Annotated in this window: 15 protein-coding genes, 1 tRNA gene and 4 pseudogenes; 11 read left to right on the top strand and 9 right to left on the bottom strand. The window is 57.0% G+C overall.

Translation table 11 applies throughout. From position 1 onward, the window contains the following. Positions 1 to 3 precede the first annotated feature (3 nt). The 4 genes from AC1M2H_RS24275 to ahr form a co-directional block, all read right to left on the bottom strand. Positions 4 to 828: a phosphodiesterase gene (locus AC1M2H_RS24275; RefSeq protein WP_480149385.1), complete on the bottom strand. Its 825-nt coding sequence runs from the start codon at positions 826 to 828 to the stop codon at positions 4 to 6. Between the two features lie 10 nt (positions 829 to 838). Continuing rightward, positions 839 to 1,726 carry a carbohydrate ABC transporter permease gene (locus AC1M2H_RS24270; protein ID WP_283826207.1) on the bottom strand — a complete coding sequence of 296 codons (888 nt, stop codon included), beginning with the start codon at positions 1,724 to 1,726 and terminating at the stop codon, positions 839 to 841. After that, positions 1,716 to 2,588: a carbohydrate ABC transporter permease gene (locus AC1M2H_RS24265; protein WP_480149384.1), complete on the bottom strand. Its 873-nt coding sequence runs from the start codon at positions 2,586 to 2,588 to the stop codon at positions 1,716 to 1,718. Before AC1M2H_RS24265 ends, AC1M2H_RS24270 begins: the two co-directional genes overlap by 11 nt. Positions 2,589 to 2,779: 191 nt before the next feature. Further along, positions 2,780 to 3,799 (bottom strand): NADPH-dependent aldehyde reductase Ahr, encoded by a 1,020-nt coding sequence (gene ahr / locus AC1M2H_RS24260; protein ID WP_480149383.1) that lies wholly within the window; start codon positions 3,797 to 3,799, stop codon positions 2,780 to 2,782. Between the two features lie 562 nt (positions 3,800 to 4,361). Here ahr and AC1M2H_RS24255 point away from each other — a divergent pair. Next, a tRNA-Leu gene (locus tag AC1M2H_RS24255) sits at positions 4,362 to 4,446 on the top strand. A gap of 152 nt (positions 4,447 to 4,598) precedes the next feature. Continuing rightward, positions 4,599 to 5,838 (top strand): annotated as a pseudogene (locus AC1M2H_RS24250) (tyrosine-type recombinase/integrase). A 100-nt stretch (positions 5,839 to 5,938) separates the two neighbouring features. Here the strand turns inward: AC1M2H_RS24250 and AC1M2H_RS24245 are convergent. Beyond that, complete coding sequence (locus AC1M2H_RS24245; protein WP_480149382.1) at positions 5,939 to 7,147, bottom strand: IS256 family transposase; 1,209 nt, start codon at positions 7,145 to 7,147, stop codon at positions 5,939 to 5,941. A 69-nt stretch (positions 7,148 to 7,216) separates the two neighbouring features. Then, positions 7,217 to 7,642: pseudogene (locus tag AC1M2H_RS24240) on the bottom strand (DDE-type integrase/transposase/recombinase); the annotation flags it as partial. On the opposite strand from AC1M2H_RS24240, the pseudogene AC1M2H_RS24235 reads away from it, so the two are divergent. From AC1M2H_RS24235 to AC1M2H_RS24195, 9 genes and pseudogenes are all read left to right on the top strand, one after another. Beyond that, a pseudogene (locus AC1M2H_RS24235) lies at positions 7,590 to 7,727 on the top strand (hypothetical protein); the annotation flags it as partial. The pseudogenes AC1M2H_RS24240 and AC1M2H_RS24235 overlap by 53 nt on opposite strands. A gap of 6 nt (positions 7,728 to 7,733) precedes the next feature. Next, positions 7,734 to 8,051 (top strand): P-loop NTPase family protein, encoded by a 318-nt coding sequence (locus tag AC1M2H_RS24230; protein WP_480152066.1) that lies wholly within the window; start codon positions 7,734 to 7,736, stop codon positions 8,049 to 8,051. After that, entirely contained in the window at positions 8,051 to 9,034 is a 984-nt protein-coding gene (locus AC1M2H_RS24225; RefSeq protein WP_426813269.1) for an ABC transporter permease, read from the top strand. The genes AC1M2H_RS24230 and AC1M2H_RS24225 overlap by 1 nt, the downstream gene beginning before the upstream one ends. Positions 9,035 to 9,109: 75 nt before the next feature. Beyond that, a complete protein-coding gene (locus AC1M2H_RS24220; protein ID WP_480149381.1) occupies positions 9,110 to 9,526 on the top strand; it encodes a RidA family protein in 417 nt (138 codons plus the stop codon). Between the two features lie 26 nt (positions 9,527 to 9,552). Then, on the top strand, positions 9,553 to 10,437 hold the full coding sequence (locus AC1M2H_RS24215) for a fumarylacetoacetate hydrolase family protein (protein ID WP_480149380.1): 885 nt from the start codon (positions 9,553 to 9,555) through the stop codon (positions 10,435 to 10,437). A gap of 20 nt (positions 10,438 to 10,457) precedes the next feature. Further along, complete coding sequence (locus AC1M2H_RS24210; protein ID WP_480149379.1) at positions 10,458 to 11,456, top strand: DODA-type extradiol aromatic ring-opening family dioxygenase; 999 nt, start codon at positions 10,458 to 10,460, stop codon at positions 11,454 to 11,456. An 11-nt stretch (positions 11,457 to 11,467) separates the two neighbouring features. Beyond that, a pseudogene (locus tag AC1M2H_RS24205) lies at positions 11,468 to 12,634 on the top strand (FAD-dependent oxidoreductase). Between the two features lie 187 nt (positions 12,635 to 12,821). Continuing rightward, the gene (locus AC1M2H_RS24200) at positions 12,822 to 14,165 is read left to right on the top strand and encodes a uracil-xanthine permease family protein (RefSeq protein WP_480149378.1); all 1,344 of its coding nucleotides are present in this window, start codon (positions 12,822 to 12,824) and stop codon (positions 14,163 to 14,165) included. Further along, complete coding sequence (locus tag AC1M2H_RS24195; protein WP_480149377.1) at positions 14,162 to 14,806, top strand: cysteine hydrolase family protein; 645 nt, start codon at positions 14,162 to 14,164, stop codon at positions 14,804 to 14,806. The genes AC1M2H_RS24200 and AC1M2H_RS24195 overlap by 4 nt, the downstream gene beginning before the upstream one ends. 160 nt (positions 14,807 to 14,966) lie before the next feature. Here AC1M2H_RS24195 and AC1M2H_RS24190 read toward each other — a convergent pair whose 3' ends face one another. The 3 genes from AC1M2H_RS24190 to AC1M2H_RS24180 are packed head-to-tail and all read right to left on the bottom strand — an operon-like array spanning position 14,967 to position 19,318. Further along, positions 14,967 to 16,700: an ABC transporter ATP-binding protein gene (locus tag AC1M2H_RS24190; RefSeq protein ID WP_480149376.1), complete on the bottom strand. Its 1,734-nt coding sequence runs from the start codon at positions 16,698 to 16,700 to the stop codon at positions 14,967 to 14,969. Positions 16,701 to 16,707: 7 nt separating this feature from the next. Next, entirely contained in the window at positions 16,708 to 17,655 is a 948-nt protein-coding gene (locus AC1M2H_RS24185; RefSeq protein WP_480149375.1) for an acetamidase/formamidase family protein, read from the bottom strand. A gap of 58 nt (positions 17,656 to 17,713) precedes the next feature. Further along, positions 17,714 to 19,318 (bottom strand): ABC transporter substrate-binding protein, encoded by a 1,605-nt coding sequence (locus tag AC1M2H_RS24180; RefSeq protein WP_480149374.1) that lies wholly within the window; start codon positions 19,316 to 19,318, stop codon positions 17,714 to 17,716. Positions 19,319 to 19,325: the final 7 nt, after the last annotated feature.

The raw sequence follows: 19,325 nt of genomic DNA, 5'->3' as shown, positions 1-19,325 counted from the left end.
TGATTAGCGCTCTTGCGTCGGGCAGCTGATGTTTTCGTCATACAGCCACGGCCCGGCATAGTGCGCCAGCGAGTGCTGGTAGCTCACCCACTGCTCACCCACCTGGCGGTGCATCAGGCAGGAGGCCGGCGACAGGTCGTAGTACGGGCGGGTATCTTCGTGGAAATAGGGCACCTGATGGACGGTTCCCGGCACGGTGGAGATAATCGCCTGGCGATACTGGGTCATCGTCAGGCTGTGGTTATGCCCGCAGAAGATGCGCGTCAGCGACGGGAAACGCTCCACCAGCGCCAGCAGGCGATAGCCGTTTTCACAGGCGATGGGGTCCATCTGGGCGTTGCCCAGCGGCAGCGGCGGGTGGTGCATAAACACCGTCGTCGGCTTATCGCCGCCGTCGAACAGCTGGGCTTCCAGCCATTTAATGGTCTCGTCGGTCAGCCAGCCGCTGGAGGTGCCGGCGCGGCTGGAGTCGATAAACAGCAGGCGGGTAGCGAAATCGTCCACCGCGTAGCGCATGTTCTGCGGGTCGCTGCCGAGCAGCGGGCACAGCGGATGCAGGTATTCGAGAAACAGCTCTTTATCGTCGTGGTTGCCGGGAATCAGATACAGCGGGTAGTTCAGGCCGCCGAGGATCTGGCGAGCCGCCTCGTACTCCTCCGGGCGGCCGCAGTTGACGATATCACCGCTGACTACCACCGCGTCCGGACGCTCCTGCAGGGCGTTGAGCCGGGATACCACTTCGGCGTTGGCGGCATTAACGTCGATAAAGCCGTACAGCTTCTGGCCGCGGCTGCGGAAGTGGGTATCGGAAATTTGCGCTAACAGCATCAATAACTCCTTATTTGATCCCGGAGAAGCCGAAGCTTCGCAGGAACTGTTTCTGGAAAAGGATGAACGCCAGCATCAGCGGCAGGCAGACCATCAGCGTCCCGGCGCCGATGGTGCCCCACTGGCCGCCGGATTCGGCGCCCATGGCGAAGGAGACCAGCCCCACGGTCAGCACTTGCTTATCGGGATCGTTGAGCATCATTAGCGGCCACAGGTATTCGTTCCAGTGGTAGGTAATGCTGACGGTGGCGAAGGCCAGCACCGACGGCCAGGACATCGGCAGCAGCACGCGGAACAGCACCTGCCACCATCGACAGCCCTCCATCAGCGCGGCTTCCTCCAGCTCCTTGGGGATGGCGAGGAACGCCTGGCGCATCAGGAACACGCCGAACGCCGAGGTGAAGTAGGGCATCATCACCCCGGTGAGGGTGTTGAGCAGGCCGAAGGTTTTCAGGGTCAGCATGTTCGGCACCATCATCACTACCGGCATGATCATCAACTGCACTAAAAACAGCAGGAACAGGGTCTGCTTGCCGCGGAACTCGTGGCAGGCGAAGACGTAGCCGGCGGTGGTGATGGTCAGCAGCTGCACGCCGAAGGTGCCGAAGGCGAAGATAAGGGTGTTGGCGTAGAGGCTCAGCCAGTCGGCGCTGGCCCAGGCGTCGCGGAAGTTATCGAGGGTCAGCGGCAGCCGGGGCAGCAGCGAGGCCATATCCTCACCGAAGGTAGTGGCGCTGAACGAGGTCGCCAGCATCCAGATAAACGGGCTGACCCACAGCAGCGCCAGGCAGCACATCAGCACGCTGAGGGTAAAGGGCTGCGAACGGCGCAGGCGTAGCCACAGCGGACGCGATGCGCCCGGCGAGCGCACGGCCAGCGGCGAGATTTCAGCGCTCATGGTGGGCTCCTCTCTCCAGCAGTTTGAGGTTAAGCAGCGAGAAGGCGAACAGCCCGGCCAGCGTCAGGAAGGTGGCGGCGGAGGCTTTGCCGAAGTCGTGGGTATCCCACGCCAGGTTCTGGATGTAGTAGAGCAGCACGGTGGTGGCGTTGTCCGGCCCGCCGCGGGTCATCACCGCCACGTGGTCAATCTGGGTGATGGAGTAGATCAGCGCCGTGGTGATGACGAAGCTCAGGGTCGGGCGCAGCAGCGGCAGGGTGACCTTAAAGAACACCTGGCGGCGGGTGGCGCCTTCCATAATCGCCGCTTCGCGGGTCGAGGCGGGGATGCTCTGTAGGCCGGCGAGGAAAAACAGCATGTAGTAGCCGGCGAACTTCCACACCCCGATCAGCGCCAGCGCCAGCAGGGCGGTGTTGCTGCGCCCCAGCCAGTTGTTGTTCATGGGCCCGAAGATTTTCGCCAGATAGTGGTCGAGCAGGCCGAGGCCGGGCATAAATATAAACAGCCACAGCGCGGCGGCGCTGACCATCGGGATAATCATCGGGAAGAAGAAGGCGGTGTGCAGCCAGCGGTTGAGGCGGTGGTTTTCGCTCAGCGCCACCGCCAGCAGCAGGGCGAGGGTCACGCCCGGTACCACCGTTAGCAGGATATAGAGCAGGTTATTGACCAGCGATTGCCAGAAGACGCCATCGGCGAACAGGCGGGTGAAGTTATCGAGGCCGACGAACTGCGCGCCGTCGCTGACCATCCGGGTATCGAACAGGCTGTCGTAGACCGAGCGCCCCAGCGGGAACCAGGTAAAGAGCAGTAAAAACAGCAGCGAAGGCGACAGTATCAGCCAGGGGAGCCAGCTTTTTCTCATAACGGCGACGTCTCAATCGGGCATTATCGAAGCACGGATTGTGAGAAGCTTTGACTGCAAAAATATGGCGGAGAGATGACTATTTAATGAACGGAAGGGAACCGCAGCCGGACAGACGGGCCGCCCGGCGGGAAGGTTAGCGCATGGCCTGAATCATTTGCGCTCAGGCAAGACGCATGCGACGGATATCATCAAAAGTCGGCTTTCAGCACCACCCGATAGCGGGCTTTGCCCTCGCGGACGTGCTTGAGCGCGGCGTTGATTTGCGACATCGGAAACTGCTCGGTGATCGGCGCGACCTTGCTGCGCCCGGCGAACTTCATCAGCGTGCGCAGTTCGGATGGGTTGCCGGTGGCCGAACCGGAGATGCTGAGGTCGCCGCGGATCAGGGTAAAGGCGGGCACCGGGAACGGCTTCATCACCGCGCCGACGGTATGGAATTTGCCGCTGTAGGCCAGAGCTTCGAAGTACGGCTGCCATTCCAGATCTACCGCCACGGTGTTAATGATCAGGTCAAACTGGCCGGCCAGCGCTTTTAAGGCTTCAGGATCGCGGCTGTTGACCACCCGATCGGCGCCCATCGCCAGCACTTCCTGCTCTTTCGCCGGGTTGGAGCTGAAGGCGGTAACCTCCGCGCCCATCGCCCGCAGCAGCTTAATGGCGATATGGCCGAGGCCGCCGATACCGATGACGCCGACGCGGCTGGTGGCGGTGACGTTGTGCATCAGCAGCGGTTTAAACACCGTAATCCCGCCGCAGAGCATCGGGCCGGCGGATGCGATATCGATACTTTCCGGCAGCGGGATCACCCACTGCCAGTCGGCGCGCAGCTTATCGGCGAAGCCGCCGCGGTTGCTGATGGTTGGCACCGAGCCTTCCAGACATTTGATCTGGTGGCCGCTGATACAGGCGTCGCAGTGCCCGCAGCTGCGCGCCGTCCAGCCGATGCCGACCTTCTGGCCGATCTTCAGCCCCTTATTCTGCGCTGCGCTACCCAGCGCCGCCACGCGGCCAATCACCTCGTGGCCGGCAACCAGAGGATAGCTCGACACGCCCCATTCGTTGTCGATCATCGACAGGTCCGAGTGGCAGATGCCGCAGTACTCCACCTGGACTTCGACATCTTCCGGTCGGAGTTCGCCGGCGTCGTATTCCCACAGCGACAGATCGGCGCCCGCTTCTTTGGCGGCGTAGCTTTTAATTGTGCTCATGACGGTTTCCTTGGTTTGGCGGAGATAAGAAGGAAGTGTAGAGCATTGGGGGGGTGGATGCCTGCCCTAAGAAGAGGGAACGGCGTGCTTTCTGCTGCGTGAGCTCCTGGGATTAACAGGCATATCGCGGGGCGGGCGGGGATGTCTAAAAAGGAGTTCGCAGGGCCCGGCTGCGCCGCCGCGCCGGGAATGTTTATCGGCGTTGGGAGAGATAAGGGGGAGAAAGGGGATGAAGTGAGAATGGATTGAGAAAAGTGTGAACGCTGAATGAATCGTTTCCGGGGTATGAGGTCTTTCAGCGAAGCGTCGTGAGGGGATTTCGGTGGCGGGAGATAGGGAGCAACGGTATCTGTTGGGGGCCGATGGCGTTGGCGAAAGGGGGCGGGGCGTTTTGTGTTTACGGTTATGGGAAATGGAGGGGGAAGGGGGAAAAACGTGGCCCGTACGGCCCCGTGATTCCTTTGTGTTGTTTTTTTCGACACTTAGCGCAGCTTGCACATGCTGTTGCTTGCATGGCGGCCATCGACAGGTATAATCCACAACGTTTCCGTATCCCTTCTGTGCCGGAGTGGCGAAATCGGTAGACGCAGTTGATTCAAAATCAACCGTAGAAATACGTGCCGGTTCGAGTCCGGCCTTCGGCACCATTAGCACTTCCAAGACCATCCGAGAAAGTCCAATTATCCCTTAAAAATCAATTATTGCAGCGATTTTTACGTCCTGAGTCGTCCGAGGTTGTCCGTTGAAATCCGGATGTCATTGGGGGCATCTACACTTCGATTGAAAATGTGCCCCCAAAATGAAGCTCAACGCCCGCCAAGTCGAGACCACAAAGCCCAAAGACAAAACTTACAAAATGGCCGATGGTGGCGGTTTGTATCTCGAAGTTTCGGCTAAGGGGTCTAAATACTGGCGCATGAAATACAGACGCTCCTCTGACAAAAAAGAGGATCGCCTTTGGTGTTTGGACAACAGTGACACTTGCTCAGGCAAGAGCAAAGCGCGATGAAGCCAAAAAGCTGTTAGTGCAGGGCATTGATCCGAAAGCCGAACAGAAAGAAGCTCAGGCTGAGAATTCGGGGGCATACACTTTCGAAACTATCGCTCGTGAATGGCATGCCAGTAACAAGCGCTGGAGTGAAGACCATAGAGCGCGAGTTCTTCGCTATTTTGAGCTTTATATCTTCCCTCATATCGGTTCGTCCGACATTCGCCAGCTCAAAACCAGTCACCTGTTAGCCCCGATTAAAAAGGTTGATGCCAGTGGCAAGCATGACGTCGCGCAGCTTCTTCAGCAGCGTGTCACGGCCATTATGCGTTATGCCGTCCAGAACGATTACATCGACTCTAACCCGGCCAGTGATATGGCTGGTGCTTTATCAACAACCAAAGCAAGACACTATCCTGCTTTACCTTCTAACCACTTCCCTGAGTTTCTCGCTCGTCTTGCTGCATATCGTGGCCGTGTAATGACACGGATCGCTGTCGAACTTTCTTTACTAACTTTTGTGCGTTCCAGTGAGTTACGTTTCGCGCGTTGGGATGAATTCGACTTCGATAAATATCTTTGGCGCGTACCTGCAAAACGAGAAGAAATTAAAGGCGTGCGTTACTCGTACCGTGGCATGAAGATGAAAGAGGAACATATCGTTCCGCTTAGTCGGCAGGCGATGATTTTGTTAGAGCAGCTTAAGCAGATTAGTGGTGATAAAGAGTTACTTTTTCCGGGGGATCATGACGCAACTAAGGTTATGAGTGAAAACACGGTAAACAGCGCATTGCGTGCGATGGGCTATGACACGAAAACCGAGGTCTGCGGACATGGGTTTAGGACGATGGCGCGCGGTGCGTTGGGGGAGTCGGGGTTATGGAGCGATGACGCTATAGAACGTCAGTTAAGCCATTCAGAGCGGAATAATGTACGTGCTGCATATATTCATACCTCCGAGCATTTGGATGAACGGCGTTTGATGGTGCAATGGTGGGCTGACTATCTTGTGATCTTGACCCGCCATCTCCGGACAGCTTTTGTATCTTAAGTTAACGATGCCCGCTGCCGCCGGTACTCTCTCGGAGAGTGATATCCCAGCGCACTGTGCGGGTGAGACCCTGTACATGATTCTGTGTAAATGCCTTTTCTCAGAAGTGACCGTCCAGACGGTCACCGAACTCGATAATAAAGCGGCTCATTGCCATACGCCAGTCCCTCAGCGGCATCGTCCATTTCTGTGATGCCGCCTGGATTGCCAGCCACACCACCTTTTTCACCGCGTCGTCTGTCGGGAATACCTTCCGTTTCTTGATTGCATGCCGGATCACGCTGTTCAGCGACTCGATGGCGTTGGTCGTGTAGATCACCTTGCGGATGTCTGCCGGGTAAGCGAAGAACGTCGTCAGGTTGGTCCAGTTTGCCTGCCAGCTCCGGCTTATCTGCGGGTAGCGGCTGTCCCAGGCACTGGAGAACGCTTCCAAAGCCTGCAAGCCGGCCTCTTCCGTGGCAGCCTGATAGATGGCTTTCAGGTCACGGGTCACTGCTTTGTAGTCCTTCCAGGAGACGAACCGCAGGCTGTTGCGCACCATATGCACGATACACAGCTGAATGCGGGCTTCCGGATACACCGCGTTGATGGCGTCGGGGAAGCCTTTCAGCCCGTCAACACAGGCGATGAGGATATCGTTCAGACCACGGTTTTTCAGCTCTGTCAGCACATTAAGCCAGAACTTCGCACCCTCATTTTCGGCCAGCCACATACCCAGCAGTTCTTTCTGGCCTTCGATATTGATACCCAGTGCCAGGAACACAGATTTGTTGATAACGCGGCTGTCCTGCCGGACTTTCAGGACGATACAGTCAAGATAAACAATGGGATAGACTGCATCCAGTGGACGATTTTGCCATTCGACAACCTGCTCAATGACAGCATCGGTGACCTTTGAGACCAGGGCCGGTGAGACATCCGCGTCATACAGCTCTTTGAACGCGGCGGCGATCTCACGGGTGGTCATCCCTTTGGCGTACAACGATAAAATTTGGTTATCCATCCCGGTGATCCGGGTCTGGTTTTTCTTTACCAGTTGCGGTTCGAAAGAGCCATCGCGATCGCGCGGTGTACGCAGCTCCAGCGGGCCATCGCCAGTGATAACTGTCTTTTGGGTATAGCCGTTGCGGGCGTTGGTCGCCGGTTTGGGCTGATGTTTATCGTAGCCGAGGTGATGGGTCATTTCGGCGTTGAGCGCCGCCTCAACACTGATTTTTTTGAGCAGGCGATCGAACTGGTTGAGATCGTCAGGGGTTTTGAGATTTTTGGCCAGTTCATTAGCCAGAGCCTGCAACTGTTTTTCGTCCATAAATTAACCTGTTTTTGATGTTGGATTGAACATATCAAAATCAGGCAATTACACAAATCTATGTACAGGCTCTTCCTTCATCGTTTTCACGAACCGTTCGGCCATGCCGTTACTTTGTGGGCTGCTCACCGCTGTTGTACACGGCTCCAGATTCAGTTCTCGCGCGAACTTCTTCGTTTCATGCGCGGTGTACGCTGAACCGTTATCTGTCAGCCACTGCACTGGTTTACCCGGCAGCGTGCTACCGAAGCGCCTTTCCACTGACCTCAGCATCACATCCTGTACCGTTGAACTGTTGTAGCCTCCCGTGCTCGCTGCCCAGTCTATGGCCTCCCGGTCGCAACAGTCCAGTGCGAACGTCACCCGAAGCTTCTCGCCGTTGTCACAACCGAACTCGAAGCCGTCTGAACACCAGCGCATATCGCTTTCCGCTACCGCGATTTTGCCTTTATGCTCCCGCTTCGGACGCTCTGGTTTATCACGCAACAACAGCATTAAGGATTGTGGCGTTAAGTTTGCGGACAAGCACGATTTACTGACCAGCCTGAGCGGCGGTAATCAGCAAAAGGTATTGCTGGCGCGGGCAATGGCGAGCGCAAAGAAAGTGCTGGTGCTGGAGGAACCGACCGCAGGCGTGGATATCGATGCCAAATATGAAATCCATCAACGTATTCGGACATTGGCGGCCAGCGGTGTTTCGGTAATCCTGCTCTCCAGTGATTTAGGCGAAACCATGTCCCTATGCGACACGGTCTGGACCCTGTTTCACGGCAGCGTGGTGAACACGTATCGCATGCCGGATGAGCACGATAAAGCATCAATTATTGCCGATGTGGTGGGGCAAGAAACATCCGATGACGACCCCAGTCAATCAAGTGTTAGCCTGAAGCAGGAGTGGATGTGATGAATACAAGCAGAGATGTCAGCCTGGTAGCCTCGCAGAAGCCAGCGATCAGACGCCAGTTCTCGCTGTCTGACTGGATGCTGCCGTTGTTGGTGGTTGTCGTTGCAATTGTGACCGGGATTATTCAACCCCGGTTTTTATCGGTGAGTAACGGCATTAACCTGGCCTGCCAGCTCGCGCCGCTATTAATCCTTTCTCTGGGGCAGGCGGTGGCGGTTATTCGGGGAGGGCTCGATCTTTCCCTCTCTTCTGCTATGTCGCTGGCGGGAGTGGCCGGGGTGATGGTGATGAACCATGCCGGTATTCCCGCCGGGCTGCTGGTGATGCTGCTGGTGGGCGCTCTCACCGGCGCGGTGTCCGGCATGCTGATCTCCTTTTTTAATACTTCGCCGCTGGTTATCACGCTGGGTATGCTCTCGGTTGCTCAGGCGTTTGCGCTGATCCTTTCCGGCGGAGTGCCTATCTACGATGTTCCCGCAGCTTATATTGACGCGGTCGGCTACGGCACGCTGCTGGGAGTGCCGGTGATGGTGTGGATCGCCGTCGCGCTCACCGTGGCTATTGGCGTGCTGCTGAAATATACCCTGTTTGGCCGTTACGTTTACGCCATGGGCTCTAACGTCTCTGCCGCGTCGAAATCTGGTATTAATGTTCGCCTGAATACGGTGCTGGTTTATATGGTCAGCGGATTTTGCGCCGGTATCGGCGCCATTATCCTCACCGCCTGGACCAGTTCCGCACAGCCGATTGCGGCGGCGAATTTGACCCTGCAATCGCTGGCGGCCGTGGTACTAGGCGGTGTCGCTCTGACCGGCGGAGCCGGAAATCTGCGCCAGGTAATTACCGGCGTGGTGGTTCTGACCCTGTTATCCAACGTAATGAACATGGTCGGCGTGTCGGCATATTACCAGACGCTTGCCGTAGGCGTGGTCATTATTCTGGCGGTGGTTCTTGACCGCTTTCGTCGTCGGGAATCGTATTAATTTTTATCGCCAATATTTATTCGCAATACATAGGGCATGCTTGCCATTATTTATCCTGCTATAAGGAGTGTTGTTGTGTCTGCAAACGTTAAGTATATCAATCCTGAAAATACCAGCCCGGCCCAGGGGCTTTACTCTAATTTGACAAAAGTTCGTGCCGGCGATCTCTATTATATCTCCGGGCAGCTCTCGGTCGGCTATGACGGCAGCGTGGTTGGTAACGGTGACTTTGATGCGCAATTCGCCCAGGTATTTAAAAATCTCGCTGACGTGCTCACTGCCGTTAATTGCGATTTTAATGATGTCGTTAAATTCAATACCTATCTGGTGGCGTCACAGCACATAGATAGTTTCATGAAAAATCGGGCAAAACTTTTCCCCAGCCTATTTGCGACTTCTGATTATGCTCCTAATACCCTGCTGGTGGTTGACCGCCTGGTGAAAGAGGAGTTCCTGATTGAAGTGGAAGCCGTTGCCCGTTCACGCGATTAATGTCAGTTCTGCAGGAAAGGTTAATTATGAAGCTGGTCACTTATGTCTACTCAAACAACACGAGAATTGGTGTCATTAATCACGCTGGTAACATTATTGACGTCAGCGATATTGTAAAAACGAATGATATGAATGTGCTTATCGAGCGTTTTGCCGAGGTCGAGAGCCATTTAAGATTATGCTGTGAAGATGCCGGCGAAAATGAGGTGGCAATTGACGCCGTACGCCTGTTGGCGCCGATCCCGATGACGCGGCGCAATATTTTCTGTGTCGGCAAAAACTATTATGCGCACGCGGAGGAGTTCGCTAACAGCGGCTATGACTCCAGCGCGGCGGCGGGTAACGTACCGGCTCATCCTATCATTTTTAGTAAGCCCTGCACCTCCATCTGCGGCCCCGGCGACGCCATCGACAGCACGCTTGATCCGTACCACACCATTGATTATGAAGCCGAGCTGGCGGTGGTGTTGGGGAAAAGGGGACGGGTTACCCAGGATGAGGATCCCATGACTTTCGTCTTCGGTTATACCCTGGTGAACGACGTCACCTCTCGCCATTTGCAGAAACAGCACAGTCAGTGGCTGTTGGGTAAAGGCATTGATGGTTTCTGTCCGATGGGGCCGGTTCTGGTCACCGCCGATGAGTTTGGCGCCCCCTCAAATCAAACCATCTCCTGTTATGTGAATGGCGAACTGCGCCAGCAGGCACCTGTTTCAGATCTGATTTTTGATATCCCACGATTAATTAAAACTATTGGTCAGAATATTACCCTGCTACCGGGAGATGTTATTGCCACCGGTACTCCAGCAGGCGTGGGGCTCGGATTTACTCCGCCTCGTTACCTTGCTCCTGGTGATAGCGTAACGGTTTCTATGGATGAGATTGGGCAATTAACCAATACCATAATTTGATATAAAAGAATGAGGTTCTTATGGCTAAGATAGTCAGTGCAATCAGTATGTCTCACGTTCCGGGGGCATTAGGCTGGGCCGATGCTCCTTCCCCCGAACAGCGTCAACGGTTGGCGGAAATTCATGCCAGGTTAAAACAGTGTATCGATGAAACTAAGCCCAATTTGATCATCGCTTTTTTGGACGATCACTTTGAGAATAATTTCCGTAACTTAATGCCGACACTCGGCATCCCCATTAGCGAGGCGAATATTGGTCCCGCGGAATATATGATGGAGGCGCTGAAGTTTGATAAACAGCACAGCATCGCCAGCAATGCGGATATTGCGCAACGGTTACTGGAGAAACTTATTCACGGCGGTTTCGAAGCGACACGGATGGGCGCGATAGAATATGGTAACAACCTGATGATGCCGCTGGTATTTATTAATCCGGAATTTAATATCCCGGTCGTACCTGTATATATCAACGTCTTCTCTCCGCCGCTGATGCCCTATTCACGTGCCTACGATCTCGGTACAAAAGTACGTGAAATCATCGACACCTTACCGGATGAGTACCGCGTGCACTTTCTCGCCACCGGGGGACTGTCGCACTGGCCTCCGGTCTGGACGGAAGGGGCCCCGGAAAGCGATGAGCTGCTGCAGCGCATGAAGGTCTACCAGACCATTGGCAAAGAGGCGCTGATTAATGATCCGACGCTTTATACCGATTTCGCACAGTATGAAATTGAAATGATGAGCAAAATGGAGTGGCCGCTAGGTAATAGCCATCCGCTGGTCAACGAAGAGTGGGACCGTGAAATGCTGGAGCGTTTCGAAGCTGGCGATGTCGACTACATGCGCGCGCTGACCTACGACGAAGTGGAAGAGCGTGGCGGTCACGGGGGCCATGACGCGCTCAACTGGGTGGCGTTAATGGGCGCAATGAAAGGAGCCCGCCCCGATTATGTCGCCTATGAATCAGTACCTGAGTGGATCACCGGGATGAGTTATCTGACCTATCCTGGCCAGGAATAAGGAGAAGCGAAATGGCGAGAATTGCAGTCGTAGGTGCGGGCATGGGTGGTCTGGCTTTCGCTTCGGTAATGCGAAACAGTCAACACGAGGTGACCGTGTACGAACAGGCCAGTGAACTGGCTGAACTGGGGGCGGGAATCTCTTTATGGGCTAATGGCACGCGCCTGTTTGAAGAGATGGGCATTGCTGCGCAGATGGCGGAAAGATCCTGTGAAACGGAGATGGCGTTTTTCAGAAATGAAGACGGTAGCGTAGCCGGCGCTCAAGCGTTGGCGAGGGAAAACTGGTATCGGAATGAGTATGGCTACCCCTATTACGGGGCGTTCCGCACTCATCTTCAGTCAGCATTACTCGATGTGATCGGTAAACAGACTATTCGTCTGAATAAGCAGCTGGTGCGCCTGGAAGACGCGGATGATGAAATCACCCTACATTGGGCGGATGGGTCGATGGACAGTGCCGATTTAGTGGTGGGGGCCGACGGTATTAAGTCGGTCGTGCGGCAGTATGTTAGCCCCGACGCGTCTCCGCTGTTCACCGGCAATAGCGCGTTTCGGGGCCTGGCGAAAACTGCCGATCTGGATCTGTTGCCGGAACCACACTCCTTTACCGACTGGATGGGCAACGGTATGCACGTGCTGAATTTTCCCGTGGGTAAAGATTTCGCTTATCAGACCATCGTGGTGTTTATGGATGGGCCGGAAAAGTGGCAGGAAGAGTCATGGCGCGTTCCGGCGGATGCGGAGGAAGTCCGCGCCCATTTTAGCGGCTGGCATCCTGCCGTCGGCCAACTGCTGGAACACGTTAATCTGGCAGAACGCTGGGGAATGTTCTAGGTCAGCCCGATGTCTTCCTGGTACCGAGGGCGCGCGGTGCTGATTGGTGATGCCGCTCACGGCATGATGCCGCATCACGGACAGGGGGCGATCTCCTCTTTTGAGGATGCGGTGGCGCTGGCGCATATTCTCAATGATGACGCCACGACGTCCCTTGCTGACGGGCTCAAACGCTATGAACAGGAACGCAAGGGGCGCGGTGAAAAAATCCAAAAATCCTCGAGGCGGCTGAATGATTGCCTTCACCTTCCGGATGGCCAGCAACGCGCCGAGCGTAATGCGGTACTCAACAGCCTGCAACAGCACTTCTCCTGGCTGCACAGCTATCAAATCGGCGTTTAACGACGGGGACTGAGCAGGGACTGCCTGCTCAGAATCGTTTTTTGGCGCGCCGTTCCCCATAGTCCCGGCGGGCCGAATGCAAAACAAGGCATTGCATATCATGTCGCTGACCGTCAGATAAGCGGCACGGTTATTGCCTGTGATTATGTACCGTACTCAATGCACTCCCTCTTTTACAGGTATCAACATGCCCAACACATCGGTAGTACTATCGGTAGGAATCGAAGACAAGGTGTCGCCCACCCGCACGTTGATGTTTGCGCTCCAGCATCTTCTGGCGTTGACCGGGATCTGGGTCTTTCCGGTGATCATTGGCGCCTCGCTCAACCTTACCAGCCAGCAGACCGGCACCATCGTGCAGGCCTGTTTTTTCACTACCGGCATTGTCACCATTTTGCAATCGAGCCGATTCCTGCGCCTTCCGGTCGTTCAGGGGCCGACGGCCGCTTTTATGGTCGCCGTCCTGGGGTCGGCGCATAGCGTTGGGCTGGGTACCACCTTCGGGTCGATGTTTGTGGCGGCATTAATTTTCGCGGCGCTCTCCATCCCGTTAAAACGGCTGGGGATTACTGGCCTGATGATTCGCTATATCTCACCACCTGTCGTTTTTGGCTGTCTCCTGGTTATTATCGGCGCGCAGCTTGCCAGCATTGGTCCGGCTGGCTGGTTTAGCACCGCCAGCGGCGGGACGTTGGGTAGTAGTTTTATCGCCGCGCTGGTGACGGTCCTCACCATTATTGGCTGCATGGTGTTTGGCCGCTATGACCTGATAAAACGCGGCGCACTGCTGTGGGGGATCTGCGTCGGCGCGATCGTATTTAAGCTCATGACGGCGTGGCATCTGCCTGAGCTCGCCAGCACGCCATTTATCTCATTACCCCGCTTCTTCGCCTTTGGATTCGGCGTGTCGCTACCGGTGGTTTTGCTGATGATGCTGGCCTTTTTGCAAGCATCAGCGGAAGCGATGGGCATGTATTCTCTGCTGGCCGATTGGGGCGGACAAACGCTGACGACGCAGCGTATTAATCGTGGATTATTTACTGAGTTTATCGGCTGTGCCGTTGGTGCGGCGGCAGGCGGGCTGGGTACGACGTCGTACCCGGAGAATGTTGGCATTATTCGGGTTTCTGGCGTAGCCAGCCGCTTTGTCACTCTGACCGCCGGGGTCTTGTCGTTACTTATTGGCCTGCTACCGCCAGTAGGGCTATTGCTGGCATCGTTGCCTGAACCCGTCCTTTCCGCCGCGTCCTCCATTTTGTTTGGCATTATCGCCCTGAGCGGGGTGCAGATAATGGCGCGTATTCACTGGGATGAACTCAACCTGGCGGTCGCCGCGCCCGCTTTCATCCTCTCAATGGGCAGTATGTATCTACCGCCGGCGGTACTGGATTTACTGCCCGCCTCGCTGAAGGGGATTGTGGCACAGCCGATGATTGTTGGCATCATCCTGCTGATTTCCCTCAATCTTATTATCAATGTATTCGTACGCGGTTTACGCAAGCCGGCGTTTGAGGAGGAGACACTCTTATGATGAAAAAAGTGACATGGGAGATTAATCCTGCCCGCACCGCGCTGATCGTCGTGGATATGCAAAAGGTATTTTGTGTGGCGGGCGAAGGGTTATACGTCCCGGACACGGCGAATATTATCGGAAACATTCAGGCGCTCAGTAGCCTGGTGAGGAAATGCAACATGCCGGTGATCTATCTGCGGCACGTGGTACGGGGAGATGGCAGTGACACCGGGCGGATGAGCGATCTCTACCCTAACGTCAATGCGCTGCTGGGGCGCGAGAATCCCTCGGTTGACATCATCGATGCGCTCTCTCCCAGGCCCGGCGACATCGTGGTGGATAAGCTGTTTTACAGCGGTTTTCACAACACCGACCTGGATGCGATTTTACGCATGAAGGATATCGACACCCTGATTGTCTGTGGCACGGTGACCAACGTCTGTTGTGAAACCACCATTCGTGATGGCGTACATCGCGAATATAAGATGATTGCTTTAAGCGATGCCAATGCGGCGATGCCCTATCCGGATATGGGGTTTGGCGAGGTGAGCGCAACTGATGTCCAGCGTATCTCTCTGAGCGCTATGGCCTATGAATTTGCCGAGGTGACGGATACCCAGGACATTATGTTACGAATCCAGCAGGCTGCGATGAGGTGAGACGCGTTCCGGCTTCCTCGCAACCGTCGGTCACACCGGGATTGACCGCTGAACGCGGCGGCAGTTGGGGCAACGTTGCATCGCCGTGGAGGGTGCGCTTTGCTACTGACGTCAGGCCGTGCCGGGCGCTCAGCGCCCGCCGGCTTCACGCACGATCCGCTCAGCAAGCCGCGAGGTGCCCGTCGCCAAAATCGGTAAAGCGCTGCTGCGCACTCTGCCAGCCGAGGGGTTTGATGGGGTCAGGGCGCTCCGGCATCGCGCTGGCGATACGGGGTTCCCGTTGGTGCGCGACCTCCGGCATAGGAACGGCGCTAAGCAAATGTCGGGTATAAGGGTGCTGCGGATGGCGCAGCACCCGATCGCGTGGGCCGATCTCCACGATCTGGCCGCCAAACATCACCGCCACCCGATGGCAGATGCGCTCTACCACTGCCATATCATGGGAAATAAACAGGTAGCTGAGCTGATGGCGCAGGCGTAGATCCTCCAGTAGCGTCAGCACCTGCGCCTGTACCGACACATCCAGCGCCGAAACCGACTCATCGGCGATTATCACTTTCGGGTTCAGCGCCAGGGCGCGGGCAATGCAGATGCGCTGGCGCTGGCCGCCGGAGAACTGGTGCGGATAGCGTTGCATCGCCTCAGCGGGCAGGCCGACCTGCTGCAACAGCTGCGCCACCCGTTCGCGACGCCGGGGGATGGGCAGCTGTTCGTGGATCAGCAGCGGCTCGCCTACCAGTTCGAAAATGGTTTTGCGCGGATTGAGCGCCGCCCAGGGATCCTGAAACACCATCTGCAAATCACGCCGCACGGATCTTAATGCCTCGCCCTGCAGGCCGTGCAGCTCCTGCCCGTTAAGCCGCGCGCTGCCGCTAAACGGCACCATATTCATCAACGCCTTCGCCGTCGTGGATTTCCCGCAGCCGCTTTCGCCGACGATGCCCAGCGTTTCGCCGGGGAAAAGATCGAAGCTAACGCCTTCTACGGCGTGGACTTCCCGACGCACGCGCAGGCCATCGCCGCGCACCGGAAAGCGCACGCAGAGGTCGCGGACGCTGAGCAGTGGCTGGGTCTGTTCAACCGGCGCCAGCGCGGGCGCCTGGCCCAGCACCGGCACCGCCTGTAACAGCTGGCGGGTATAGGGCTGCTGCGGCGCGGTAAACAGCGTTTCTACCGGAGCCTGCTCGATAATGTTGCCGTGATTCATTACCAGCACGTCATCGGCCATTTCCGCCACCACGCCCATATCGTGCGTGATCAGCAGCAGGCTGGTGGAAAACTCCTGCTGGAGTTCACGCATCAAATCGAGGATCTGCGCCTGGATTGTGACATCCAGCGCGGTGGTCGGTTCATCGGCGATCAGCACCTGCGGCTGGCACAGCATCGCCATCGCGATCATTACCCGCTGACGCATGCCGCCGGAAAGCTCGTGCGGATACTGCTGCAGACGCTTTTCGACGTGGCTGAGTTTGACCGCATCCAGCATCGTGCTGACCCGGCTACGCCGTTCGCGGCGGCCCAGCGCTTCGTGGCGTTGCAGCGTCTCTTCCAACTGTTGGCCCACCGTCATCAGCGGGTTGAGCGAGGTCATCGGCTCCTGAAAAATCATGGCCATCGATTTGCCGCGCAGCTGCTGCATTTGCCGCTCAGGCAGGCTGAGCAGATCCTGATTAGCGAAAATAATCGCGCCGCCCGGAATCTGCGCCTCTTCAGGAAGCAGCCCCATGATCGCCAGCGAGGTTAGCGACTTACCGCTGCCTGACTCCCCGGCGATGCACAGGGTTTTGCCTGGCCAGAGCGCGAAGCTGACGTCATCTACCACCCGCTGCGCGCCAAACTGGATCGACAGGCGCTCCACCGAGAGCAGCGGCGCCGTAAACATAGCTGCTGACATAGCGCTCCTAATTAAACACGCTGTTGGGAAAATAGAACGACACCACCCAGTTAGGCTGGTCGACGATTTCGCTAATGCGCAGATCGCCGCATACCGAGCAGAGCATATAGGCCTCCTCCGCCGACATCCCTTGTTCGCGGCACAGCGCATCGATGGTATAGCTCACCGCGTCCCGCGCGGCGGTCATCAGATCCGGGCCAATGCCGGTAAAAGCGTTGTAGCCGTGCCGATCCAGATGGTCGGTGACCGGGCCGGGCGTGGCAAAACGCGGGGTTTTCAGTGGCATATCTTTAACCACTTCCAGCGTCACTACTACGTCCATGGCGCTTTCTATCGCCGTGCCGCAGACTTCGCCGTCGCCCTGCGCGGCGTGGGTGTCGCCAATAGAAAACAGCGCGCCTTCCACTTCCACCGGTAGCCATAACGTGCAGCCGGCGGCCAGATCGCGAATATCCAGATTACCGCCCACGCGGCGCGGCGGCACCACCGAATGGTGGCCTGTGGCGGCAGGCGCGACGCCGATGGTTCCGGCGAAGGGCTTCAGCGGCACGCGGCCATAGCGGCCAAAAGCGCAGGGAGTTAAGCTTTGGCTGTCATACTGCCAGAGCGTCAGCGCTGGATCGGGAAACTGATCGGCCAGCAGGCCGAAGCCGGGAATATTGGCGGTCCAGCCAAAGCCGCCGGGACGAAATGATTCCAGCGTCACCTTCAGCGCGTCGCCCGGCCGGGCGCCTTCCACATAGATTGGGCCGCTGACCGGGTTGAGCTTATCGAACGGCAGCGTAGAGATATCCGCTGCGGCGGAGACGGGATTGAACCAGCCGTTAGACGCATCCAGACAGTGAAACTCCAACTGGCTGCCGGAGGCTACGCGCGCCGCCGGGCTGAGGCTATTGTCCCAGCCGAAATGGTGCTGAGCATGGTGAATGGTTTTTACCAGACAGTTTTGGCACATCTTAACTCCCCTTTAAACAGCGGCGCCGCCGCGGTAATGGCGGCACGGCGCCAGCAAATTATTTCAGCCCGATATAGTCGTAGTTAACCGGCACATGTACCGGGTCCACATAGAGCGCGTCTTCGCCGCCCATGCGCGCGGAATGCACGGTGTAGCGCTTCTCGTTAAACACCGGTACCCAGGGCGCGTCGTCCATCGCGGAGGTGAAGATTTTGCGCCAGGCTGCAATGCGCGCGTCCTGCTGGTCTGGTTTCACCATGCTGTCCGCGGCCGCCGCCTGCGCATCCAGCGTTTTATTGCAGTAGCGCGCCCAGTTCCAGCCGCCATCTACCGCGCCGGCGCAGCCCAGAATCGGGCCGTAGAAGTTGGATGGATCCGGGAAGTCGGCAATCCACGCCATACCGCCGGACCACACCATCGGCGCCTGGCTGGCGGAGCCGCCTGCCGCAATCACGCTGGCCTGCGCCAGAGATTTGATGCTGACGCGAATGCCCACTTTCGCCAGATCCTGCTGGATGGACTGGGCGATACGCGGCTGCGGGTCGGTGTTCATCACATAAAGCTCGGTGGCGAAACCGTTGGGGAAGCCTGCTTCGCTGAGCAGTTGCTTCGCTTTCGCCGGATCGTAACTGAACCCCTGATAAGCCTTGTCGTAGCCAGGCATGGCGGGCGGCAGCGGCTGGTTGGCCGGCGCCGCGCGTCCATTGATGATGCGCACGATGCGAGCTTTGTTTACCGCCGTGTTTACGGCCTGGCGGACTTTAAGGTTATCGAAGGGCGGCAGCGTGGTTTTCATCGTCACGTAGCCGGTCTGCAGCTGGTCGCCGGTGACCATCAGGCCCTTATAAGCCGGGTTGTTTTTAAATGCCAGGAACTGCGCGGGCGGCACGCCGTCGCCGGCAATATCCACTTCGCCTTTTTCCAGGCGCAGCAGCGCGACCGAGGGATCCTGCCCCATTTCGAACTTAATGCGATCCAGCCGCGGCACGCCGGGTTTAAAGTAGTTCGGGTTCTTGCGGAAGATCAGCTCCTGACCCAGTTTCCACTCCTGGAGTTCAAACGCGCCGCTGCCGACCGGGTGTTTGCCGAAATCCGCGCCCCATTTTTCGACTTCCTCGCGGGGAACCACTGACGCGAAGTTCAGCGCCAGTACGTGCAGGAAGGTGGCGTTAGGCTCTTTCAGGGTGATCTTCACAGTACGATCGTTCACCGCCTCGATACCGCTCAGGGTTGTGGTTTTACCGTTGGCCTCTTCGTCATAGCCCGCGATGGGGCTGAAGAACCCGGCGCCCGGACTCTGGGTTTTCGGGTTAACCGTGCGCTCCAGTGAATATTTCACGTCCGCCGCCGTCACTTCCCGGCCATTGTGGAATTTCACCCCCTTGCGCAGCACGAAGGTATAGACCTTGCCGTCGTCGGAAATGGCGTAGCTTTCCGCCAGATCGTTCACCAGCTCGGTGGTGCCGGGACGGTAATCCATCAGGCCGTCAAACAAGCTTTTGATCATCGACCAGTTTTGCCAGTCGTAGCCAATGGCCGGGTCGAGCGTCGCCACGTCGTTCTGGTAGGTCACCACGATATCGCCGCCGGTCTTCTCGTCAGCCTGCGCGCCATAAGAGAAACAGGCCGCGGCGATCGCCATCGTCAGTAATGCTTTTTTCATTATTTTC

Source organism: Klebsiella sp. F11, from assembly GCF_056712265.1.
Note: the sequence above shows the minus strand (reverse complement) of the source record. Positions and strands in the feature narration are given on the sequence as shown.

Bases quoted from the DNA above. Each gene is read 5' to 3' on its own strand.
- AC1M2H_RS24225 (WP_426813269.1), top strand. From the start codon at position 8,051: ATGAATACAAGCAGAGATGTCAGCCTGGTAGCCTCGCAGAAGCCAGCG.
- AC1M2H_RS24245 (WP_480149382.1), bottom strand. From the start codon at position 7,147: ATGGACGAAAAACAGTTGCAGGCTCTGGCTAATGAACTGGCCAAAAAT.
- AC1M2H_RS24180 (WP_480149374.1), bottom strand. From the start codon at position 19,318: ATGAAAAAAGCATTACTGACGATGGCGATCGCCGCGGCCTGTTTCTCT.
- AC1M2H_RS24215 (WP_480149380.1), top strand. From the start codon at position 9,553: ATGAAGCTGGTCACTTATGTCTACTCAAACAACACGAGAATTGGTGTC.
- AC1M2H_RS24210 (WP_480149379.1), top strand. From the start codon at position 10,458: ATGGCTAAGATAGTCAGTGCAATCAGTATGTCTCACGTTCCGGGGGCA.
- AC1M2H_RS24190 (WP_480149376.1), bottom strand. From the start codon at position 16,700: ATGTCAGCAGCTATGTTTACGGCGCCGCTGCTCTCGGTGGAGCGCCTG.
- AC1M2H_RS24230 (WP_480152066.1), top strand. From the start codon at position 7,734: ATGGCGAGCGCAAAGAAAGTGCTGGTGCTGGAGGAACCGACCGCAGGC.
- AC1M2H_RS24270 (WP_283826207.1), bottom strand. From the start codon at position 1,726: ATGAGCGCTGAAATCTCGCCGCTGGCCGTGCGCTCGCCGGGCGCATCG.
- AC1M2H_RS24185 (WP_480149375.1), bottom strand. From the start codon at position 17,655: ATGTGCCAAAACTGTCTGGTAAAAACCATTCACCATGCTCAGCACCAT.
- AC1M2H_RS24195 (WP_480149377.1), top strand. From the start codon at position 14,162: ATGATGAAAAAAGTGACATGGGAGATTAATCCTGCCCGCACCGCGCTG.
- AC1M2H_RS24265 (WP_480149384.1), bottom strand. From the start codon at position 2,588: ATGAGAAAAAGCTGGCTCCCCTGGCTGATACTGTCGCCTTCGCTGCTG.
- AC1M2H_RS24275 (WP_480149385.1), bottom strand. From the start codon at position 828: ATGCTGTTAGCGCAAATTTCCGATACCCACTTCCGCAGCCGCGGCCAG.
- AC1M2H_RS24200 (WP_480149378.1), top strand. From the start codon at position 12,822: ATGCCCAACACATCGGTAGTACTATCGGTAGGAATCGAAGACAAGGTG.
- ahr (WP_480149383.1), bottom strand. From the start codon at position 3,799: ATGAGCACAATTAAAAGCTACGCCGCCAAAGAAGCGGGCGCCGATCTG.